We start from the raw sequence: 20,883 nt of genomic DNA, 5'->3' as shown, positions 1-20,883 counted from the left end.
TCAGCTTATTTACTTAGTTCAAAACAACTTCGGGCAGAAAACGTTGAACCTCCAACTTTTTTCGTACCTTTGCGGCCACGTTTTACGCGGGGGGTTCGTCCTCCCATCAAAACCAACAAGCACAAATGGCTGTTAAAATTCGTTTAGCGCGTCGTGGACGCAAAAAAATGGCGATGTACGACATCGTAATCGCTGAATCGACGTCGCCCCGCGATGGCCGGTTTATCGAAAAAATCGGTACGTACAACCCCAACACCGACCCGTCAACGGTCGTCCTGAAGCCGGAGCGTGCGCTCTACTGGCTGATGGTAGGTGCCCAACCGACCGATACCGCCCGCTCGGTATTGTCGCACGAAGGCATCATGTTTAAAAAACACCTGCAAGTGGGCGTCAATAAAGGGGCCATCTCGCAGGAACAGGCTGATGAAAAATTCAATACCTGGGTAGAAGAAAAAGCAGGTCGTAGAGCCACCGCTGCCGACACCAAAACGCAAACCAAAGAGCAGGCTCGTGCCGCTCGTCTGGAAGCTGAGCGTAAGGTGAACGAAGCCCGCGCCGAAGCAATTGCCAAGAAAAACCGCGTAGAAGAGCCAGTTGCTGAGGCTCCTGCAGCCGAAGAAGCTGTTGCCGAAGAAACGCCCGCAACGGATGTTGCAGCCGCTACGGAAGAAACGCCCGCAGCGGAATAGTTTTTCGCCAAACATGGTTATTCCTGAGCCTGTTCAACCCTGAGCAGGCTCATTTTGTATATGACAAAAGACGATTGCTATCAACTGGGGCACATCACCAAAACGCATGGCGTGAGTGGTGAACTGGTCTTATACTTAGACGTTGACCAGCCCAACGAATATGCTGATTTAGAGACGGTTCTGCTGGAAGTAAAAGGGCAGTTGGTGCCGTATTTCATCGAGTCGATTGCCATTGTGAAAGGCAGCCGTGCCATTGTGGCCTTTGAAGACGTCGATACCCTTGAGCAGGCCGAGCGGCTCATCAATTGTGCGGCTTATCTGCCCTTAGACGAACTCGAACCGATCACTGACGAAACCCGGTTTTACTTTCACGAAATCGTTGGCTATCAAATAGTTGATGCCGAAGCGGGCGCGTTGGGCATCGTGCGGGGCGTGTATGCCATGAACGCACAGGACCTGATTGCGATGGATTATCAGGGGCGCGAAGTGCTGATTCCAATCAATAGCGACATCGTTCGCACTGTTGACCGGGCCAACCAGAAACTGAATGTGGCTCTGCCCGATGGGTTGCTCGAAATCTACATGGAAGACAGTAAGGATGCCCCCGATGTTGACGGCGACAAAGACGAAACCGATGCGGATTGATATTATCACCTGCCTGCCGCGGTTGTTAGATAGCTTTTTTGCGCACTCGATTCTGCAACGGGCGCAAACGGGCGGCTACGTCGAAGTGGTTGTTCATGACCTGCGCGATTACACCGCCGACAAACACCGGCGCGTCGATGATTATGCGTTTGGCGGTGGCGCGGGGATGGTGATGCAGATTGAACCCATTGCCCGCTGCATTCGTATGTTGCAGGCCGAACGCACCTACGACGAGGTGATTTACATGACGCCCGACGGCGAACGGCTGAATCAGCAAACGGCCAATGCGCTGTCACTGCGGCAGAACCTGATTATCCTGTGCGGCCACTATAAAGGCGTTGATGAACGGGTGCGGGAGCTGTTCGTTACCAAAGAAATCAGCATCGGCGATTACGTGCTGAGCGGGGGCGAACTGGCAGCCTGCGTACTGGCCGACGCCATTATACGGCTGCTGCCCGGCGTCCTGAACGACGAAACATCGGCTCTGACTGACTCGTTTCAGGACAACCTGCTGGCTCCACCCGTGTACACCCGCCCGGCAGAATGGGAAGGCCATCGCATTCCCGACATCCTTCTAAGCGGTCACGAAGCCAAAATTGACGAGTGGCGGCACGAACAAGCGTTAGCCAGAACGAAGGCCAGACGACCTGATTTACTTGATAATGTACAGTGAAAAATTAAAGTGAAAAATGTTGCTCACCAGCAGGCATTTTTCACTTTTAATTTTTCACTTTCAATTCAACGTCCCTTCTTCCTGCAATCGCTGTTCTTCGCGTTCGCGTCGTTTGCGTTCGCGCCGTTCCTGCCGGAGTTGTTTGCGGGTTTTGACTGTGTCGGTCGGGGTGACTTCGCCGGGTACTGGCTCCGGGCGTTCGGGTTGAACCGTGGTTGGTTCGGTTTCGCGCCGGTTATCATCGTCCTTGCCTTTGAATAGTCGACGTAGGAAACCACCAACGCCGTCTTCGCCATCGTCAATATCACCCTCCATACCGTCGAGCAGCAGACTATCAGATGGGTATAGGCTATCGACAGGAGCAATTTGACGGCGCAGGGCTGGGCGTAGGCGCACGTCGTAGAAGCCGTAAGCACCCGAATCAGGGGCGGTCAGGCCGCGTTTAGCCATCAGCCGACCAATAATTCTAAAATAGCCGCGCACGTTACGAACCTGCAACGAGCCATCGGGCAAAAACCAGTCGAGGGCGCGTTTAGGGCGCGGTACCACAAAAGCCAGAAAAATGCTTTCGCCGAGGTTCAGTTCGGCAGGTGTTTTGTCGAAATAATAGCGGGCTGCTTCGCCGATGCCGTAGATGTTGCGACCCCATTCAATGATGTTGAGATAGACCTCATACATCCGCTCTTTCGGAATCAGCCGCTCGTTTTCAATCAGCCACACAATCAAAATTTCTTCGACTTTGCGCGAGAGCGTTTTATTTCGGTTCAGGAAGGCGTTTTTTACCAACTGCATCGACACCGTACTGGCACCACGCTTGAATGACTTTTCCTTGAAATTAGTTGCTATCGACACCCGAAACGCTTTCTCGTTGAAGCCCTTGTGCGTAAAAAACGTGTAATCTTCCGACGTCAGCAGCGCATTACGCAGATCAGGGGCAATCTGGTCTAAAGGCGTAAAATCAGGGTTTTCGGGGCCAACGATAATCGGGCGAACGGGTTGCCCTTTTTCGTAGGGCGTGTAAACAAACGGGCGGTTGATAGCTGCAAAATCGGTCCGGCCCATTTTCAGAATCCGAAAACCATCCTGCGTTAAAGCAGAATTGAATCTGACGGAATCGGGTAGTTCGGTATCTAATTGAAACGCCAGATCGTATTTGAGTTTGCCTGTAACCTGCATGCCTTCGAGCGACTCGAAAAGGCCCTGCGGAAATGAGTTGAACACCGCCTGCGCGTCCATCGGGTCGGTATGCACTTGCAGTTCATAGGCTTTGGTTGGCGAGAGCGTATATTTTACGAAAGGCCGCGCACTGACTTCACCTAACCGCAGCACCGACGAACTATCGACGCCCACGTAATTTTCGCCCACAAATACATTGGCTTCCATCGACGCCGACGGCACCAACACGTCGGTGCGGGCCACGGCGGGGTGGTTGATACGCAGGTTTCGTACCGACCCGGCTCCTTCCATCCGAAACTCACTTCCGTCGCGGTCAACGTCGTCTAACTTTGCCCGGAGCGTATCGACCTGTAGTTTCAATTTGTACCGTTGCTGAATATACGGCAGTTCGAGCGGGCGCGGCTGACCATTCTGCCCTTCGGCAAACAGGGCCAGGTCATACTCGCGGTCGGCGGGGTCGGCGGTGCCGGTGATGTGCCAGGTTGCAAAATTACCGTTGACCCGAATGGTTGAGTTTACCTCTTCATCATCGATAACCGCCGATTCAGTCAGCAGACTAACCGTAGTTGTGTCTGAGATGCCCCTAAATTCTAAATTTCGGATGCTCAGATCGTCAGGCACTTTCGATAGAATGTTGTCGATGAGATTTTCGGCAACGTCCGAGAGGTCTGTCCGGCGGGTGGTTTGTGTTTCGGTCGAGTCGCGCTTTTTCCGGCGAATCAGGAAATCGATGTTCGTCAACGAATCGCGCTTCACCACCTGAATAAGCCCGTTTTCGAGCGTCATGGCCGACAAACTTACTTTGCCTGCCAGCATCGGCCACAGCCGAACGCCCACCTCTATCCGGTCGATACGGGCCAGACTGTCGCGATTCTGCGGCACCACCGAAATGCCGGTAAACGCTACGGAGCTTAACCCGGTGAACTGGGCCGACGCGATGGTTACGTCGAGATTATAATCACGTTTGGCTTTACGAATGGCCCGGTCGAGTGCTACGCGCAACAGGTTTTCGCGTTTGGAGTAGGCAATACCAGCACCCACCAGTCCTATCAGAAATAGGCTTAAAAATACCCAGCCGGTAATACGGAGGGCTTTACGTTGACGATCCGTCATGCTCAATCACTATTCGGAAGCGCAAAGATAGGGTTTTCAGCCGGGTTAAAAATCTAAATGACAGTTGGTCCAGCCGTTGTCAAAGCGGGTGCCGAATTGCTGGTAGAAACCGATGGCGGGCTGATTCCAGTCTAAAACCTGCCACATCATGCCCGTGCATTTGGTTTCGTGGGCCATTTCGATGGTGGCGTCCAAGAGCAATTTACCGATGCCGTAGCCCCGAAACGCTTCGGTCACGATAATATCTTCGAGATAGAGCCGCTTGCCTTTCCAGGTCGAGTAGCGAAAATAATACAGAGCCATGCCCACAATTTTCTGACTTTCAGAGTCTTCGGCTACGAGCATTCCAAAAAGCGGGTTTGGCCCGAAGCCGTCTTCGGCCATTTGTTCGGCGGTATTGGAAACCTGATCGGCGGCAAGTTCATAAACGGCCAGTTCAGTAACTAAATCGAAAGCTTGCGGAATGTCGGTGCGGGTTCCGGGGCGTATGGAAATCATCTTTTGAGTGATGAGTGATGAGTGATGAGTGATGAGTGATGAGTGATGAGTTAAAAAGCAAAATAAACGAGAATAGCAATTAGTGATATGGCTGAGACGGCTTTTGTTGCCAAATTTTTCTTTTTCGTCAAAATTGAACTTCTTAGCATTTTCATTATTTCTTCAGTGTCTACAGCTATAGAAGTGTATTCGCTTGCAGTCAAAAAATTGGTTTTGTGTAACAGTTCGAGCCAATAAAGCGTTTCGCCAGCTTCTTTCTGAGCTATGCCTAATTTGTGAATAAAATCAACGCCGGTTTCAGCATTGGCGGCTTCCCGAACCATCGCTCCTGGATTTGTACCACAACGCAGTATCTGTTTACTGATAATATACTCATTCTTATCCTGCGCCAAATATCGACTAAGATTGACAATTCTGACCGCCAGATTCAGCGTTTTCTCCTGTAAAGCACTCGGCTGTTTCGATAATTTGTGCATTTTGAAAAAAGTAAAATTATTTTTAAAACTCATCACTCATCACTCATCACTCATCACTCATCACTCATCACTCATCACTATTTTCCGCCATTTCTCCAGCGCGGCCTGGAAGTCGTCGGGGAGGGGCGAATCGAACTGAAGCCATTGTTTGGTGCGAGGATGCTCGAAACCCAGCGATTTAGCATGGAGGGCTTGCCGGGGAAGCAGTTTGAAGGCATTTTCTACGAACGCTTTGTAGCTGCCAACGGGCATACCGCGCTGAATGCGGTCGCCCCCATACATGGCGTCGTTGAAGAGCGGGTGGCCGATATGCCGAAAATGCGCCCGTATCTGATGCGTCCGGCCCGTTTCGAGATTGCACTGCATCAGCGATACGTAACGTAGCGGCTCCAGCGTTTTGTAGTGCGTTACCGACCATTTCCCTTTCGTCTCGTCGTCGTAAATGGTCTGCACTTTGCGGTCTTTTACCGAGCGGCCAATGTAGCCCGTGATGGTGCCGTTGGCGGGTTCGGGTAGTCCCCACACAAGTGCCTGGTAGGTGCGTTCGATGCTGTGGTCGAAAAATTGCCGGGCCAGGTGCGTCATGGCGTATTCGGTTTTGGCAATCACCATCAGCCCCGACGTGTCTTTGTCGATGCGATGCACCAAACCGGGCCGGGCCACGCCGTTTTGGGTGGTCGGCAGGTTCTGAAAATGATAGACAAGTGCGTTGGCGAGTGTGCCGTCCCAGTTGCCGTGGGCGGGGTGTACCACCATGCCAGCCGGTTTGTTCAATACGAGCAAATCGGTGTCCTCAAAAACGATGTTGAGCGGAATTGCCTCGGGCTTGATGTCGGTATCGCGGGGCGGGTGCGGCAACGATACCGTGATAACGTCGAGCGGCTTAATTTTGTAACTTGCTTTGGTAACATTGCCGTTCACGCGCACCGATTCGACGTCGATGGCGGCCTGAATTTTGGTGCGGGTAGCGTTTTGCAGCCGGTCCATCAGAAACCGGTCGATGCGTAGCAGGCTTTGCCCTTTATCGACCACAATTCGGTGGTGTTCGTATAACTCGTCTTCGTCGTCGGTAATCTCGTTTTGCATTTTTCTTTGTTACACAGAGATACCCAGAGACCTCAGTGCGTCTCTATTTTCTCTGTGAATCGCTGTGTAATAACTATTTCCCTCCACGAAGATACAGCCCCATGCCTGATATTCTGCACACTGTTGCCGATTCGCCCCTGCACTATCTGCCCGACCCGTTTCCCGAACCTGTACCAATCCGGCTGTTTCTGAAACGCGACGATCTGCTGCATCCATTAGTATCGGGCAACAAATGGCGGAAACTAAAATACAACCTCATAGCCGCCCGCGAGCAGGATTTTTCTACATTGCTGACCTTCGGAGGGGCATTTTCCAACCACCTCTACGCCACAGCCGCAGCCGGGCAGGTATTTGGTTTTCAGGCAATTGGCATCGTGCGCGGTGATGAGTTAGCGTATCTGCCGCGCAACGCAACACTCGCGTTTTGTGAATCGGCGGGGATGCGGCTCCATTTCGTCAGCCGCACCGACTATCGCCGTAAAGATGAACCGGAATTTGTGGCCGATTTGCTCAGGCAGTTCGGCCCGTGCTATGTGTTGCCCGAAGGTGGCACCAACGACCTCGCCCGGCGCGGCACCGCCGAAATTCTGCCCGAAATCACGCAGCAATTAGGTCAAGCACCCGACTACGTAGGCTGTGCCGTAGGCACGGGCGGGACCGTAGCGGGCATCGCGCAATCGGCCACGCCAGCCACGCAGGTTCTGGGCGTTGTGGTGCTGAAAGGCATAAACAGTTTCCCGGCTGTTTGCTTAAATCTGAACGAATACCCAGAAGATTGTCTGCACCTGCTCACTGACTATCACTTTGGTGGTTACGCCAAAACCACGCCCGAACTGCTGAATTTCATCCGGGCGTTTGAACAGCGAACGGGCGTCCTGCTCGAACAGGTCTATACCGGCAAATTGTTTTATGCTATTTACGACCTCGCCCGGCAAGGTTATTTTCCCGATAACGCTACCGTCGTTGCCGTGCATACGGGCGGGCTACAGGGCCGTAATGTTCCGTAAGAGGGCGAATTGATTCGCCCTCTTACGGAACTACGGAACAAGAAATTCCCCTATTATAGCCTCGAGCGTATGCCGGGCTTCGCTGATTTTTGCTGCATTGCCCGTTTGCAGATGCTCCCGCAGGGTGATGAGGGCTTTCCACAACGCCCAGCCACGTCCGCGTGCCCAGGTAGCATCGTCGGGGCTGAGTTCGGTGCGAAACAGGCGTCGGCTGGGGGCGGGCAGAAACGTCCAGGCGATAGCCAGATCGCAGGCGGGGTCGCCGATGCCGCAACAGCCAAAATCGATCACCGCCGAGAGTTTCCCGTTGTTCACTAATAGATTGCCCGATGCTACGTCGCCGTGAAACCAGACGGGCGGCTGTTGCCAGTCTGACGACAGGGCTTCGGCCCAGATGTTGCGCATCAAGTTAGTGTCTATTTCGCTTTCAAGGGCTTCAAGAGCTGTTTGTGTATCGCTGTCATACACGCTCAGTGGTGCCCCGCGAAAGAAAGAATGCTGACCCGCCAATGGGCCGTTGGTGGTGTCGAGTTGCTGCAACGTTCGCAGAAAGTGCGCCAGCGTCCGGGCGAACTCGTCCATACTGTCGATTGGTCCGGCATGGGCGGGTTCGCCGTTGAGCCAGCGATAGATGCCCCATTGGTATGGGAATCGGCTGTCGGGTTGCCCGGCTGCCACCAACTGCGGTACGGGCAGCGGCAACTGCGGAGCCAGTCGGGGCAACCAATACTGCTCTTTGGCGGCTTGTGGCGTGTAGCCTTCCGCGCTGGGCAACCGCACCGAGAGCGCGTCGCCGAGGTGAAACGTTCGGTTGTCCCAGCCCGACAACGCTACAGGTTTTATGCACAGATCGGTCCACTGCGGGAATTGCGTGTCAATCAGGTGCCGCACTAACGGCAGGTCAATGTCAAGTTTGTCGCTCAAAATGGTCAGCGGTTCATTCGTGTTTCCTGACTTATCTCAGATCAATTATAACCCGTAGTTGCCCTCCCAAACCAAGTTCTACAATTTTTTGAAGTGTTGAAATGCGCACTTCTTTCACGTTGTTCTCGATTTTGGAGATGTATGACTTTGTTGTGCCTACTTTTTCGGCAAGTTCAGCCTGCGTTAGCCCCTTCTCTAACCGAGCTTCCTGAACCATCACGCCAATTTTAAAATTGTCATAGCCAATCTCTAATTCGTCTCGTTTAGGCGTTCCTCGCTCACCATAATGCTTACGCTTAAATTCACTAAGCGTCATTGCCGTATTTTTTTTCGTCTTCATACTCGCTCTTGATTTTGAGTGCTTTGGTTATTTCACTTTTCGGGGTTTTCTGGGTCTTTTTCTGAAAACCATTGGTCAGTACAACTAATTGGCCCTCATCGAAAAAGCTGAATATTCTAAATATATCGCTGCCTTGCTGCACCCGAATTTCATACAGGCCATCGGTATTCTCAATATGCTTCAGGTAGGTTTCGGGTATCTTGGGAAGTTCCTCAATCAGTGTTAACGTCCAGATTATTTTATCTTTCACTTTGTCGCGTTGTTGGATAAAAAAATCCTGGAAATATTCTTTGTAGATTATAACTGTACGATGCTTTGGTGGGTCGCTCATGATTATAAAGATAATAAAAGTAGCACTTACGGGCAACTTTTTTCGCGAATAACTATTATAAACAATACTCCTTACGAAAAAAATACTAATTTTCGGCTATGGAAACGATTTTCACAACCGAACGCGTCCGGCCTTTGCTAAAGCAGGTGCGCGACTTCGTTCACAACGAACTAATACCCCTCGAAGCCGATTTTTCGCACCATGACGTAAAAACCATGCTGCCTGTGCTGGAGCAGAAACGGCAGATGGTAAAAGCCGCCGGGCTGTGGGGGCTGCACTTGTCTGAAGCCGATGGGGGTTATGGTCTGACGCTCACCGAGTTTGGGCAAATCAGCGAACAGTTGGCCCACGCGCCGTTTTTCGGCCATTACGTATTCGGTTGTCAGGCTCCCGATATTGGCAATACCGAACTGCTGCACCGTTTCGCATCCGACGAACTGAAAGAACGTTACCTGAAACCGCTGATGGCGGGCGAAATCAGGTCGTGCTTCTCCATGACCGAACCCGACTACGCTGGCTCGAACCCGACCCGCATGGCAACCACCGCCGTGCGCGAAGGCAATGAGTATGTGATAAACGGGCGCAAATGGTTTACGTCGTCGGCAGACGGGGCCGCGTTTGCCGTAGCAATGGTGGTGACGAATCCCGACGCGCCCATGCACCAACGCGCCAGCATGATTGTAGTGCCGACCGATACGCCGGGCTTCAAAATAGAACGCAACATTCCGGTCTTTGGCGAAGCCGGTTCCGACTGGTTCAGCCATGCCGAAGTGACTTATACCAACTGCCGGGTGCCGGTCTCGAACGTGATTGCGGGCGAAGGGATGGGCTTCCGGCTGGCGCAGGAGCGGCTGGGGCCGGGGCGCATTCACCACTGTATGCGCTGGATTGGCAATGCCGAACGCGCCCTCGACCTGATGTGCCGCCGGGCTGCTACCCGCGAGATCGAAGACGACGTGATGCTGGGCGAAAAGCAGTTTATTCAGGATTTTATTGCCGAAAGCCGCGCCGAAATCGACGCCTGCCGATTATACGTCCTGAACACGGCCTATATGATTGATACGGTGGGCGTTGCCAATGTCCGCGATGCGGTGTCGGGTATCAAATTCTACGTTGCCAACGCCTTTCTGCGCGTCCTCGACCGGGCCATTCAGGTACATGGTGCGCTGGGCGTAACCGACGATACCATTCTCTCAGCCATGTACCGACACGAACGTGGTGCCCGCATCTGGGACGGTGCCGACGAGGTGCACAAGCAAAACTTAGCGGCCAGTATCCTGAAAAAATACGGCCTCGACATCAAGAAAAAAGCCCGCGAATTGCAGGAACTTCGCCGGATGATGCAGTACGCTTCGCTTAATGAAAAGTGAAAAATGTAGAATGAAAAATGCAGTCAATGCCACTCTACACTTTTCATCGCACGGGCGACCCCGTCTTAATTTTTCACTAAAAATGCTTTCTCCCGATTCTCCCCGCCCGGTTCGGCCTGGCGAAGAACTTGACATTGCCGTTTTAAATAATTACCTGCGTGAACACGCGCCCGATATGGGGTTGGTGCTGAACGTACAGCAGTTTCCGGGTGGTTTTTCTAACCTGACTTACTTGTTGCAAACGGCTGATGGTGAGTATGTTTTGCGCAGTCCGCCGTTTGGTGCGAACATCAAAGGCGGGCACGACATGGGCCGCGAATTCCGGGTGCTGTCGCTGCTGCGCGGGCACTACGACCGGGTGCCGAGGCCGGTTGTTTTCTGTGAAGACGTGGCCGTGCTGGGTGCGCCGTTCTACGTGATGGAGCGCGTGTCGGGGCTGATTTTGCGGGCGCACATGGCCCCCAAACTCAACCTCACGCCCGACCGGATGCGGCAACTCGCTGAAGCATTAGTCGATAATCTGGTAACGATTCACGGTCTTGACATCAACACAACGGGGCTGGTGCAGTTGGGAAAGCCTGAAGGGTATGTACAACGGCAGGTTGAGGGCTGGATAAAACGCTACCGGGCTGCCGAAACCGACGAAATCCCGTCCATGAACGCCGTAGGAGCCTGGCTGTCTGAAAATTACCCGCCTGAACAGCCGCCCGCTTTTCTGCACAATGATTACAAATACGATAACGTAGTGCTGGCCGCTGACCCCGAAACGGGCGAGCCGATGCCACTCATCAACGGTGTCTTGGACTGGGAGATGGCAACCGTGGGCGACCCGCTCATGGACCTCGGTGCATCGTTGGCCTACTGGTCGGAAGCGGGCGACAACCCCGCTCATCGGAACTTTAACCTGACGTGGTTGCCCGGCAACCTGACCCGCGCCGAAGTCGTGGCCCGCTATGCCGAACGCTCTGGCCGCGACGTCTCGAATATTCTGTTTTATTATGTGTTCGGGCTGTACAAAAACGCCGTGATTGCCCAGCAGATTTATGCCCGCTGGAAGCAGGGCCACACCAAAGACGACCGCTTCGGGCAGTTGCTGCCAATGATTGTTGAACTGGGTAATAAAGCGGCTGGAAGTTTGAAGAAAGGGGTGATTTAAACGCAGAGGGACAAGAGGTGACGCAGAGTACACGGAGTTTCTCTGCGCACTCTGCGTCACCTCTGTCCCTCTGCGTTTAAATCACTTTTTCACCCGCTTCAGTAACTCGTCCCGCGTGACGGTGATTTGCCGACCGATGGGTTGCCCGTTGCGGTAAGTAATAACGCGCAGGGTGAGCGGGCCTTCGGGTATCTCGAATGGCTGATTGTACAACGTGTCGTAGCGGCCCGGCATACCGTCGTTCAGGGTATAGTAAATTTGTAATCCCGGAATGCCGCCGTCGAGCGAAACCATCAGTTTGTTGTCGGTGAGGGTGGGCGTCACGACGGGGTCGTAGGCTGCACGGGCGTAGTTGATACCGGCGCGGTCGGCGCGGGCCATCTGCGTTTCCATGCGCGGCACAAACCCGGCAAAATTGCGCTGGGCTTTGGGCGACCAATACACCTCCGATAACGCCCACACACGTGGGAAACTCATGTATTCAGCATGGGGTACAGACTGTATTTTTTCGGTCCAGAGATTGGCCTGCCCGCCCAGAATCCGCTGTGGGTCAACGCCTTCGGGAACGGGTTCGAACTCGTAGCATGTCTTCAGCAGCAGCGATGCGTAAATGCGCGGTTCGAGCGTTGGGTCGCCCTGCATGTAGTCGATGTAGGCGAAGGTGGTGGGCGACATCACCACGTCGTGGCCCATTTTGGCCGCTTCAATGCCGCCTTTGATACCGCGCCAGCTCATTACGGTGGCTTCGGGCGCAATGCCACCTTCGAGGATTTCGTCCCAGCCAATCAGCTTTTTGCCTTTGCTTTTCAGAATCTGCTCCATGCGCTTCATAAAATAGCCCTGCAACTGCTCGACGTGCTGCATATTTTCCTGCTTCATCAGTGCCTGACAGCCGGGGTCTTTCTCCCAATACCCTTTGTAGCATTCGTCGCCCCCAACGTGAATGTACTGCCCCGGAAACAGGGCGGCTACTTCCGTGAATACTTTGTCTAAGAACGCATAAACTTTTTCGTCCGACGGGTTCAGCGCGTTTTCGATGTTCATCTTGAACGTACCGTTCGGAAACCATTCGGCAAACGTAGCACCGGGATTTACGCGGGTGTTGGGGTCTTTCGTTGTCGACAGTTCGGGGTAGGCAGCAATGGCCGCCATGCTGTGGCCCGGCACGTCAATTTCGGGTACGATGGTGATGTGGCGTTCCTGGGCGTAGCGAACCACCTCGCGAATGTCGTCCTGGGTATAAAAACCGCCATCGGTAGCTGCTTCGCCGGGTTTGGGCGGTTCGCGTTCGCCCCACTTTCCTACGCGCGGCACCCGGAATGCGCCCACCTCCGTAAGCCGGGGCAACGATTTGATTTCGATTCGCCAGCCTTCATCGTCGGTCAGGTGCCAATGGAACGTGTTGATTTTCAGTTGCGCCAGATTGTCGATGTAGCGCATGACCTGCTGTTTGGTAAAGAAGTTTCGGCTCACGTCGAGCATGAAGCCCCGCCAGCCGAAGCGCGGATAATCGACGACCCGCACCGCCGGAACGGCCCAGGCACGTTTTACAATAGTCTGGTTGTCGACGTCGGGCGGGAACAGTTGCAGCAGCGTCTGTGTACCGTAGAACAGCCCCGCCGGTTGATTGGCTGATAGTACCACGCCCGTTGGCGACACAGATAGTTCGTACCCTTCCCGACCCAGCGTTGCGTTGGGTGTTGGATTAATCCGAAGCAAAACGCTGTTGGCCGACGCCGTTTTAACCGACCGAACCGGCAGTGCAAACCCCGTTGCCCGACGCAGCCGCTGCGCGAGTTGATTGGCCGTTACTTCGGCATCGGGGCGGTCGTAGGAAATGGCTGTTGTTTTGTTCAGGACAAACGAGCCGGTTTTTTCCTGAATTTCAACGGGTTGGGGAATGAGGTAGATGGGCGTTTTCTGCGCCTGTGCGAGTGTAGTAAGCAGTAGGAGAAGATAAGTGAAGGGTCGCATAGGAGGGGAGATATAAGTTTAGGCGTTAAAGGTGAAAGGCAACAGATCTCTACCCTCACCGGGTCAGCAAGCCGGCATCGAGCACAAACTGCGAACCCGTGACGTAACGGGCCGCATCCGATACCAAATACAGCACCATACCGGCCACGTCCTCGGGTTCAACCCACGGCACAGGCAGCAGGTTGCCCGCCGAGCGTTCGGCTATTTCCTGCGTGGTGGTGCCCTCCAGCGCGGCCAGTCCGTCGTTCATGGGCGTGTTGACGCCCGTTGGGTGAATAGAGTTTACCCGAATGTTGTAGGGAGCCAGTTCGATAGCCCACGATTTGGTCAGGCCCACTAACCCCCATTTCGAGGCCGCATAATGGCTCAGCCGGTTCATACCGCGCAGCCCCGCAATACTCGAATTGTTGAGAATCACGCCCGACTGCTGCCGCTGCATCACCGGAATGACGCGCCGGGCCACTAACCACGCCCCTTTCAGATTGATGTCGAGCATGGCGTCCCATTCGGCTTCGGTCAGTTCATGGGCCAGGCCATACGCACAGATGCCCGCGTTGTTGAACAGCACGTCGATCCGCCCAAAACGAGTAATGGCGGCATCAACGGCCCGTGCAATATCGTCGTCGTTACGAACGTCGCCCTGCGCGGTCAGGCACGAGCCGCCAACTGTTTCAATGGCGCGTTGTAATGAATCGAGTTCGTTTTCGGAACCGAAATCATAAGCCGGATAAGTCAGGTTTCTGGCAATGTCGAAGGCAACGATGTTGTAGCCTTCGCGGGCCAGTGCCAACGCCACTTCCCGGCCCTGCCCATGTGCTGCGCCGGTAATAAAAGCTGTCTTTTTTGATTGATTGGTCATGACTGCGTTACGGGGTAATACGGGGCCAGATACCCGTCAATGGCTACGTGCAGGGCATTGTTAAATACGTTCGTGGCAATCATCTGTCCGGCGAAGGCCACCAGCACCACGACTTCGGCGGGGTTGTATCGCTGCCGGACGGGTTCGTAGTGCGCGTCGGGAATTTCGCCCCGGTTGCGGGCCATTTCGCTGCCAAAGTCGAGCAGTTGTTGCTCGGCTTCACTCAGGTGCAGGTCTTCGGGACGTTCGCCGTTTTCGATGATAATCTTGCGGAAAAACAGCGTACAGAGCGGGCAGTTACTGGCTTCCGAAATGGCATGGGCAAACAGGTAAGCCGTTCGTTCGCCCACAATCTTTATCACCTCATAGTACAGCGGATACCATTGCATATACACGTCAAACGCCAGTGGCGAATGGCTCAGCGTGGCTTTCATGTTCGTAATGCGTGAGCCGGGGTAGTCGGCAATATGTTTGGCCCAGGCCGCTATCAGGTCGGGCGGGGCATCGGTTTCGGGTAGGGGGTGAATACGGGGAGTCATGTTTTTTGTTGAGGGGAACACAGAAAAGGGGAACACGGATTGTACGGATGAGACGGATTAACACGGATTTTTAGCCAAAAATAAATCTGTGTTCATCCGTAGCATCCGTACAATCTGTGTTCCCCTTTATTTTCATAATTTACACAAACGCTCAGCGGCCTGAAGCAGCGTGTCATCGTCTTTGGCGAAGCAGAATCGCAGCATCTTGTAATCGTTTTTCGGGCGGGCCGCGTTCGGCTCGTAAAACACGGACGTAGGTATCGATGCTACGCCAATCTCGTGGGTTAGGCGGATGGCGAGGTCGTAGTCGGGTTCGTCGGTGATGCTGGCGTAGGAGACGTTCTGGAAAAAGGTGCCTTCTGTAGGGATAAACGTAAACCGCGAGGGCGCGATGGCTGCCAGGAAGAGGTCGCGCTTTTGTTCGTAGAAAGAGGGTAGGCTTTGATACCGTTCGGGCTGTTGCAGGTACTCGGCCAGTGCGTATTGCATGGGCGTCGAAACGCTGAACGTGACAAACTGATGCACTTTCCGAAACTCGGCGGTCAGCTCTTTCGGAGCCAGACAGTAGCCGATTTTCCAGCCCGTTGTATGAAACGTTTTACCAAACGAGCCAATCACGAACGTCCGTTCCTGCAAAACGGGGTGCGTCATCAATGAATGATGTGTCCGGCCATCGAACAGAATGTGTTCGTATACTTCGTCGCTCACCACAAAAATATCCCGGTCGCGAATCAGGCCGGCCAGCGTGTCGAGGTCATCGCGGGTCCAGACGCGGCCCGTGGGGTTATGGGGCGTATTGATGATAACGAGCCGGGTGCGGTCGGTGATTTTTTCGCGCACTACCGCCCAGTCGATGGCGTAGTTATTGGCGGGTGTCAGCGTCACGTATACCGGAACGCCCCCGGCCAGTTCGATGGCCGGCACGTAGCTGTCGTAGGCCGGTTCAAACACGACAACTTCATCCAGCGGCTGCACAACGGTTGTGATGGCCGCATACAGCCCTTCGGTCGCGCCGGTGGTAACGGTCACTTCGGTGTCAGGATGGTAGCTAACGCCGTAGCAATCAATGGTTTTCCGGGCGATGGCTTCGCGCAACAGCGGCACCCCCGGCATCGGCGCGTACTGATTATGCCCGGCCCGCATCGCTTTCGTCACCAAATCAAGCAGGGCCGGGTCGGTCGGGAAATTCGGAAATCCCTGCGACAGGTTTAGCGCGTTCAGGTCGGTAGCGAGCTTCGACATTACCGTGAAAATAGTGGTGCCAACGCGGGGGAGTTTGGACGAAAGCACGGGCGGAGCGAGAGGAACCATGCAACGGAGTAAAGTATTTTATGGCAAGTTATCAGTCGGAACGGATTCTTGCGTTAATTTGTAATTAATCTAAATACGCACCACCGTACATGCCAATGAATAAACGTAGCGTCGCAGACCTCCGCTTAGGCGAACGGGCTATTATCCAGTCGTTCAATGATGAGCGCATGTCGCTTAAACTGTTGGAGATGGGGTGTTTGCCCGGAGCTGAAATTTGCTTGGACGGGCAGGCCCCGTTTGGCGATCCGATCTGTCTGAATGTGTCGGGCTACTGCCTGTCGATGCGACGCTCTGAAGCGGCTACGATTTTAATCGAGTAATCACAACACCCCCACTATCTTGAGTGCCCCCACCATAGCCCTGCTGGGCAACCCGAATGCTGGAAAATCGTCGCTGTTTAATCAACTGACCGGCCTACGCCAGAAAACGGGCAATTTCCCCGGCGTCACGGTCGATAAAAAATCGGGCGTGTGGCCTATCGACGCGCATACGACGGCTACGGTTGTCGATTTGCCCGGCCTATATTCAATTTATCCAAAATCGCTCGATGAGCAGCTTGTTTCGGATATCCTCGCCAACCCCGCTCACCCCGATTACCCGGACGTAGCGGTGGTGGTAGTCGATGCGTCGAATCTGCACCGTAACCTGTTGCTGTTCACGCAGGTAGCCGATCTGGGCGTACCAACGGTGCTGGCCCTGAACATGCTCGACGTAGCCCGGCAGGAGGATAAAGATATAAATGCCACGCGGCTGGCAATGCGGCTGGGGGTGCCGGTGGTGCGTATCAACGCCCGCAACGGCGACGGTGTCGACTCGCTCAAAAAAGCGGTGCTCGGACAAATGCAAACGCCCACGCTGCCCGGCAAACTTTTCTTCGACCCCGCCAACGACGTGTCCGCGCTCATTGCCGATACAAAAGAAAAATATGGCCTGACTAACAATTACTTAGCCCTGCAATATCTGATTCAGCACGATGGGTTTACGTTTCTGGACCAACCGCAGCAACAGGGCTTAGACGCGCTGATTGAGCGGCATGGGTTTGCTGAAATCAAGTTTCAGGCCAACGAGACCATTGCACGATACAAGCGCATCGCCACTATCGTAGCCGACGCCGTTACCGACAAGCGGCCTGCCGGGCAACCTACCCGAACCCAGAAACTCGACCGCATCCTGCTCCATCCGGTCTGGGGATACGTTATTTTCGGGTTGGTGCTATCGCTGATTTTTCAGGCGATTTTTGCCTGGGCGCAACCGTTTATGGACGCCATCGACGCGGGTGTGGCCTGGCTCAACGGGCAGCTTAAAGAAAGCCTGCCTGCCGGGCCGCTCACCGATTTGCTGACCGATGGAATTCTGGCCGGTATTGGCGGTATTCTGGTATTTATCCCGCAGATTGCTTTTCTATTCCTGCTGATTGCCCTGCTCGAAGAATCGGGTTATATGTCGCGGGTGATGGTTATCATGGACCGCATCATGCGAACCTTTGGGCTGAATGGCCGGAGCGTGGTGCCGCTTATTTCGGGCGTGGCCTGCGCTGTGCCCGCCATCATGGCAACCCGCAGCATCGGCACCCGGCGCGACCGGCTTATCACCATCCTCGTAACGCCCCTGATGAGCTGCTCGGCCCGGTTGCCCATCTACACTATCCTGATTGCATTAGTCGTGCCGAATCAGCGCGTTCTGGGCGTTTTCAATTTGCAGGGCTTAGCTCTGATGTTTCTCTATCTGCTGGGATTAGTTAGTGCGCTGATGGCGGCTTACATCCTGAAGCTGATGCTGAAAACTAAAGAGCGGGGCTATTTTATCATGGAATTGCCTACGTTCAAACTGCCCCGCTGGAACCACGTTGGCCTAACGGTTTGGGAAAGCGTCCGGTCGTTTGTGTGGGAAGCCGGGCGGGTTATTCTGGCAATCTCGATTATTCTGTGGGTGCTGGCAAGCTACGGCCCCGGCGATACCATGCAGCAGGCCGAAACCCGCGTTCGGCGGCAATACGCCACTTCTTCTGCCAGCACGACGGACCAAAACGAGATCGAAAATCACGTAGCTTCCGAGCGGCTCGAAGCGTCGTATGCCGGGCGGTTCGGGCATTTTATCGAACCCGCCATCCGCCCGCTGGGCTACGACTGGAAAATCGGCATTGCGCTACTTAGTTCGTTTGCTGCCCGCGAGGTATTTGTTGGCACAATGGCAACTATCTATAGCATCGGCGACGGGGGCAGTGATGCAGGCGTTACCGTGCGCGAACGACTCCGGCAGGAACGTAACCCCGATACCGGCGGACCAATGTACACACCCGCGCTGGCGTGGTCGTTGCTGGTGTTCTACGTGTTCGCCATGATGTGCATGAGTACGCTGGCCGCTACGCAGCGCGAAACCAAAAGCTGGTTCTGGCCCGCCGTGCAGCTTGCTTACATGATGACGCTGGCCTACGGCGCAGCCTTCCTGACGTACCAGATTCTGAACCAGGATTAGCCAGGATTTGCCAGATTACCGCAAGATTCTACGCTGCGCTTGTTTGATAATCCAGTAAGCTCAGCGCATAAATCCTGTTTAATCCTGTCAATCCCGGCTAATCCTGGTTCAGATTAGCATAGTAGCTGATTCGGCACTGCTCGAAAGCGGGGCACGTAAGTTAGAACAAGCTGATTTTCATTCAGTTGATGAGGAAATAACACTTCAGGTGGCGTAAAAAAAACGCATAAAAGCCCGGCGATTTGTCATCGCCGGGCTTTCTTCTTATAGGCAAACCAGACTTAAAACAGCAATCCCTTCGAAATGAGCGGGTAGATAAAGTGGTAAATGATATAGGCAAACAACGCTACCGTTAGGCCGCCCAGCGCGGTTGTTTGATCGAACGCTACTCGTGGTCGGCGCGAAGGGCGACTGACGCGCCAGTCGCGCTGCATGGTCTGTTTCATAGTGTGTGTCGGTATGAGGCTAAACTACCGATACAAATTTGAGACCGTTACAATTGCCAAAATAGCGCGTAAACCCGCTTTTTGACCAATACGTATAAATACCTGACCATTATTTGGGCCGACGAATAGCAAGATTTCGTAAGCGGTAGTCAGTTTCACTAAAGCTTTTTTCTACTTAGTTGGCAGTGTAGAAAGATTGCTACAGGTCCGTACCAAAAGTTCTACGATTAGTGCCACCGTAGGGCGTCGATGACGTCGGAAGCGGTCATACCGATGGGGCCACGTTGCTCGGCCACACGGTCTCCTGCCAACCCGTGCGCGTACACACCCAGCACAGCCGCTTCCACAGCGTCGTAGCCCTGCGCCAGCAACGCCATCAGAATGCCCGTCAGCACGTCGCCAGTGCCGCCCGTACTCAGCCCAGGATTACCGGTTGCGTTGAAATGCACCTCTCCGTTGGGCGTCGCTACGGCAGAGTAAGCTCCCTTCAGCACCACCACCACTCGATTTTTTTGTGCGAAATCGCGTAATAAATCTAACTTTTCATAGTCATTGGCCCATGCCTGCGTGAGCCGCTCAAACTCTTTGGGGTGGGGCGTCAGAATGCTGTTGGGCGGCAGCTTTTTCAATAAATCCCGGTTTTCGGCGAGCAGGTTGAGCGCGTCGGCATCGACAACAATCGGCTTTGCGAGGGTAGGCAGCAACGTTCGGAGCATCGCCAGCGTTTCGGGTGCTTTGCCCAGCCCCGGCCCTATGCCTACCGTCGTATAAGCTGCCGGTTCGGGACCATCGACAGCCGTTTGGCCGGTCAATACGGTTTCGTGCGTATCGGGGCGGCACATCGCTTCGGGTACAGCGATCTGGAGTATGTCATAGCCGCAGCGGGGCACCTGCACCGTCAGCAGGCCAACGCCCGCCCGCAGACACGCCCGCGCCGACAATACGGCTGCGCCCATTTTTCCGTAACTGCCCGCCAGCAGGAGCGCGTGTCCGAACGTACCTTTGTTGGAAAACCGGTCGCGTTTTCGTAGCAGCAGCCGGGCTTCGTGGGGTTGGGTGAAATAATAGGGTGTAGGAGCCTGATCGATGAATCGTTTGTGAAGCTGAATATCGAGCATGTGCCACTCGCCTACGTAACGGCCATTTTTGGGCAACAGCAGCGCGAGTTTGGGCAACTGAAACGTCAGCGTGTAATCGGGTTCGATAATTATATCGCCCGGTTCGTTGGGCTTATCGGCATAGAGGCCGCTGGCAATGTCGACCGATACCACCGTGGCCGGGGCGCGATTGATGGCTTCGATGGTTGTTTTTACAATACCTTCTGCCGGACGCGACGCCCCCGATCCAAGGATGGCGTCGATAACGATTTCGTTGTGCCGCAACGTCGGAATGTCCTGAACCTGTTCGATATACCTAATCTTGTCGGTAACGAGTTTCAGCCGCCGGTGATTGTGCATAAAATCGTCGGATTCGCGGGGGGCGTGACGCACCACGAACACCTCAACCGGGTATTCGCGTTCGAGCAGCAGCCGGGCAATCGCCAGTCCATCACCGCCATTGTTGCCTAAGCCACAAAAAATTTTGGTAGGGCTGCTATGGGGAAATTGGTCGGCGAACCAGTTGACGAAGGAGAGGGCCGCCCGTTCCATCAGGTTGATAGGAGCGATGGGTTCGTGTTGGACAGTAGCTTGGTCGAGGGCGCGGATTTGATCAACGTTTAGAATTTTCATGGAGTTGGCGTCGGTATTGCGGGGTAATTTTGCAAAAGTATTTTCTGTCAGCGATAAGTTTACTA

21 protein-coding genes are annotated in these 20,883 nt (G+C 54.2%); 8 read left to right on the top strand and 13 right to left on the bottom strand.

Going from position 1 to position 20,883, the window contains the following annotated elements:
- The first annotated feature begins 125 nt into the window (after positions 1-125).
- From AWR27_RS08815 to trmD, 3 genes are read left to right on the top strand one after another with little or no spacing between them, the layout of a single operon-like run.
- The gene (locus AWR27_RS08815; protein ID WP_077130832.1) at positions 126-689 is read left to right on the top strand and encodes a 30S ribosomal protein S16; all 564 of its coding nucleotides are present in this window, start codon (positions 126-128) and stop codon (positions 687-689) included.
- Positions 690-749: 60 nt separating this feature from the next.
- Positions 750-1,334 carry a ribosome maturation factor RimM gene (gene rimM / locus AWR27_RS08810; RefSeq protein ID WP_077130831.1) on the top strand — a complete coding sequence of 195 codons (585 nt, stop codon included), beginning with the start codon at positions 750-752 and terminating at the stop codon, positions 1,332-1,334.
- The gene (gene trmD, locus AWR27_RS08805) at positions 1,324-2,007 is read left to right on the top strand and encodes a tRNA (guanosine(37)-N1)-methyltransferase TrmD (protein ID WP_077130830.1); all 684 of its coding nucleotides are present in this window, start codon (positions 1,324-1,326) and stop codon (positions 2,005-2,007) included. The genes rimM and trmD overlap by 11 nt, the downstream gene beginning before the upstream one ends.
- Positions 2,008-2,067: 60 nt before the next feature.
- Here the strand turns inward: trmD and AWR27_RS08800 are convergent, their stop codons facing one another.
- The 4 genes from AWR27_RS08800 to AWR27_RS08785 are packed head-to-tail and all read right to left on the bottom strand — an operon-like array spanning position 2,068 to position 6,356.
- The gene (locus AWR27_RS08800) at positions 2,068-4,296 is read right to left on the bottom strand and encodes a transglycosylase domain-containing protein (RefSeq protein WP_077130829.1); all 2,229 of its coding nucleotides are present in this window, start codon (positions 4,294-4,296) and stop codon (positions 2,068-2,070) included.
- A 45-nt stretch (positions 4,297-4,341) separates the two neighbouring features.
- Positions 4,342-4,794: a GNAT family N-acetyltransferase gene (locus AWR27_RS08795; protein ID WP_077130828.1), complete on the bottom strand. Its 453-nt coding sequence runs from the start codon at positions 4,792-4,794 to the stop codon at positions 4,342-4,344.
- A 50-nt stretch (positions 4,795-4,844) separates the two neighbouring features.
- Complete coding sequence (locus AWR27_RS08790) at positions 4,845-5,270, bottom strand: four helix bundle protein (RefSeq protein WP_077130827.1); 426 nt, start codon at positions 5,268-5,270, stop codon at positions 4,845-4,847.
- Positions 5,271-5,330: 60 nt separating this feature from the next.
- Positions 5,331-6,356 carry an RluA family pseudouridine synthase gene (locus AWR27_RS08785; protein WP_077130826.1) on the bottom strand — a complete coding sequence of 342 codons (1,026 nt, stop codon included), beginning with the start codon at positions 6,354-6,356 and terminating at the stop codon, positions 5,331-5,333.
- Between the two features lie 101 nt (positions 6,357-6,457).
- Between AWR27_RS08785 and AWR27_RS08780 the strand changes: the two genes are divergently transcribed.
- Positions 6,458-7,363: a 1-aminocyclopropane-1-carboxylate deaminase/D-cysteine desulfhydrase gene (locus AWR27_RS08780; RefSeq protein ID WP_077130825.1), complete on the top strand. Its 906-nt coding sequence runs from the start codon at positions 6,458-6,460 to the stop codon at positions 7,361-7,363.
- 30 nt (positions 7,364-7,393) lie between these two features.
- Here AWR27_RS08780 and AWR27_RS08775 read toward each other — a convergent pair whose 3' ends face one another.
- Genes AWR27_RS08775 through AWR27_RS08765 form a run of 3 tightly spaced genes read right to left on the bottom strand, consistent with a single transcriptional unit; the run spans position 7,394 to position 8,958 of the window.
- Positions 7,394-8,287 carry an aminoglycoside phosphotransferase family protein gene (locus tag AWR27_RS08775; protein WP_077130824.1) on the bottom strand — a complete coding sequence of 298 codons (894 nt, stop codon included), beginning with the start codon at positions 8,285-8,287 and terminating at the stop codon, positions 7,394-7,396.
- Between the two features lie 31 nt (positions 8,288-8,318).
- Positions 8,319-8,627, bottom strand: coding sequence for a helix-turn-helix domain-containing protein (locus tag AWR27_RS08770; RefSeq protein WP_077130823.1), 309 nt, complete (start codon positions 8,625-8,627; stop codon positions 8,319-8,321).
- Positions 8,593-8,958 carry a type II toxin-antitoxin system RelE/ParE family toxin gene (locus tag AWR27_RS08765; RefSeq protein ID WP_077133893.1) on the bottom strand — a complete coding sequence of 122 codons (366 nt, stop codon included), beginning with the start codon at positions 8,956-8,958 and terminating at the stop codon, positions 8,593-8,595. The genes AWR27_RS08770 and AWR27_RS08765 overlap by 35 nt, the downstream gene beginning before the upstream one ends.
- A gap of 98 nt (positions 8,959-9,056) precedes the next feature.
- Between AWR27_RS08765 and AWR27_RS08760 the strand changes: the two genes are divergently transcribed.
- Together AWR27_RS08760 and AWR27_RS08755 are read left to right on the top strand one after the other, a co-directional pair.
- Entirely contained in the window at positions 9,057-10,328 is a 1,272-nt protein-coding gene (locus AWR27_RS08760; protein WP_077130822.1) for an acyl-CoA dehydrogenase family protein, read from the top strand.
- An 82-nt stretch (positions 10,329-10,410) separates the two neighbouring features.
- On the top strand, positions 10,411-11,484 hold the full coding sequence (locus AWR27_RS08755) for a phosphotransferase family protein (protein WP_077130821.1): 1,074 nt from the start codon (positions 10,411-10,413) through the stop codon (positions 11,482-11,484).
- A gap of 81 nt (positions 11,485-11,565) precedes the next feature.
- Here the strand turns inward: AWR27_RS08755 and AWR27_RS08750 are convergent, their stop codons facing one another.
- The 4 genes from AWR27_RS08750 to AWR27_RS08735 all read right to left on the bottom strand — a co-directional run bounded on the left by AWR27_RS08750 (position 11,566) and on the right by AWR27_RS08735 (position 16,167).
- Positions 11,566-13,458 carry a beta-N-acetylhexosaminidase gene (locus AWR27_RS08750; RefSeq protein ID WP_077130820.1) on the bottom strand — a complete coding sequence of 631 codons (1,893 nt, stop codon included), beginning with the start codon at positions 13,456-13,458 and terminating at the stop codon, positions 11,566-11,568.
- Positions 13,459-13,513: 55 nt separating this feature from the next.
- Positions 13,514-14,317: a mycofactocin-coupled SDR family oxidoreductase gene (locus AWR27_RS08745; RefSeq protein WP_077130819.1), complete on the bottom strand. Its 804-nt coding sequence runs from the start codon at positions 14,315-14,317 to the stop codon at positions 13,514-13,516.
- Complete coding sequence (locus AWR27_RS08740; RefSeq protein ID WP_077130818.1) at positions 14,314-14,856, bottom strand: carboxymuconolactone decarboxylase family protein; 543 nt, start codon at positions 14,854-14,856, stop codon at positions 14,314-14,316. The genes AWR27_RS08745 and AWR27_RS08740 overlap by 4 nt, the downstream gene beginning before the upstream one ends.
- Before the next feature lie 132 nt (positions 14,857-14,988).
- Positions 14,989-16,167: a methionine aminotransferase gene (locus tag AWR27_RS08735; protein WP_077130817.1), complete on the bottom strand. Its 1,179-nt coding sequence runs from the start codon at positions 16,165-16,167 to the stop codon at positions 14,989-14,991.
- Positions 16,168-16,262: 95 nt separating this feature from the next.
- Between AWR27_RS08735 and AWR27_RS08730 the strand changes: the two genes are divergently transcribed.
- Both AWR27_RS08730 and feoB read left to right on the top strand, forming a co-directional pair.
- Positions 16,263-16,487: a FeoA family protein gene (locus AWR27_RS08730; protein ID WP_077130816.1), complete on the top strand. Its 225-nt coding sequence runs from the start codon at positions 16,263-16,265 to the stop codon at positions 16,485-16,487.
- 19 nt (positions 16,488-16,506) lie between these two features.
- Positions 16,507-18,642 carry a ferrous iron transport protein B gene (gene feoB / locus AWR27_RS08725; protein WP_077130815.1) on the top strand — a complete coding sequence of 712 codons (2,136 nt, stop codon included), beginning with the start codon at positions 16,507-16,509 and terminating at the stop codon, positions 18,640-18,642.
- 281 nt (positions 18,643-18,923) lie between these two features.
- Here the strand turns inward: feoB and AWR27_RS25495 are convergent, their stop codons facing one another.
- Both AWR27_RS25495 and AWR27_RS08720 read right to left on the bottom strand, forming a co-directional pair.
- A complete protein-coding gene (locus AWR27_RS25495) occupies positions 18,924-19,088 on the bottom strand; it encodes a hypothetical protein (RefSeq protein ID WP_198045117.1) in 165 nt (54 codons plus the stop codon).
- Positions 19,089-19,315: 227 nt separating this feature from the next.
- Positions 19,316-20,818 (bottom strand): NAD(P)H-hydrate dehydratase, encoded by a 1,503-nt coding sequence (locus AWR27_RS08720; RefSeq protein ID WP_077130814.1) that lies wholly within the window; start codon positions 20,816-20,818, stop codon positions 19,316-19,318.
- Positions 20,819-20,883: the final 65 nt, after the last annotated feature.

Source organism: Spirosoma montaniterrae (assembly GCF_001988955.1).
GTDB classification, from domain to species: domain Bacteria; phylum Bacteroidota; class Bacteroidia; order Cytophagales; family Spirosomataceae; genus Spirosoma; species Spirosoma montaniterrae.
Note: the sequence above shows the minus strand (reverse complement) of the source record. Positions and strands in the feature narration are given on the sequence as shown.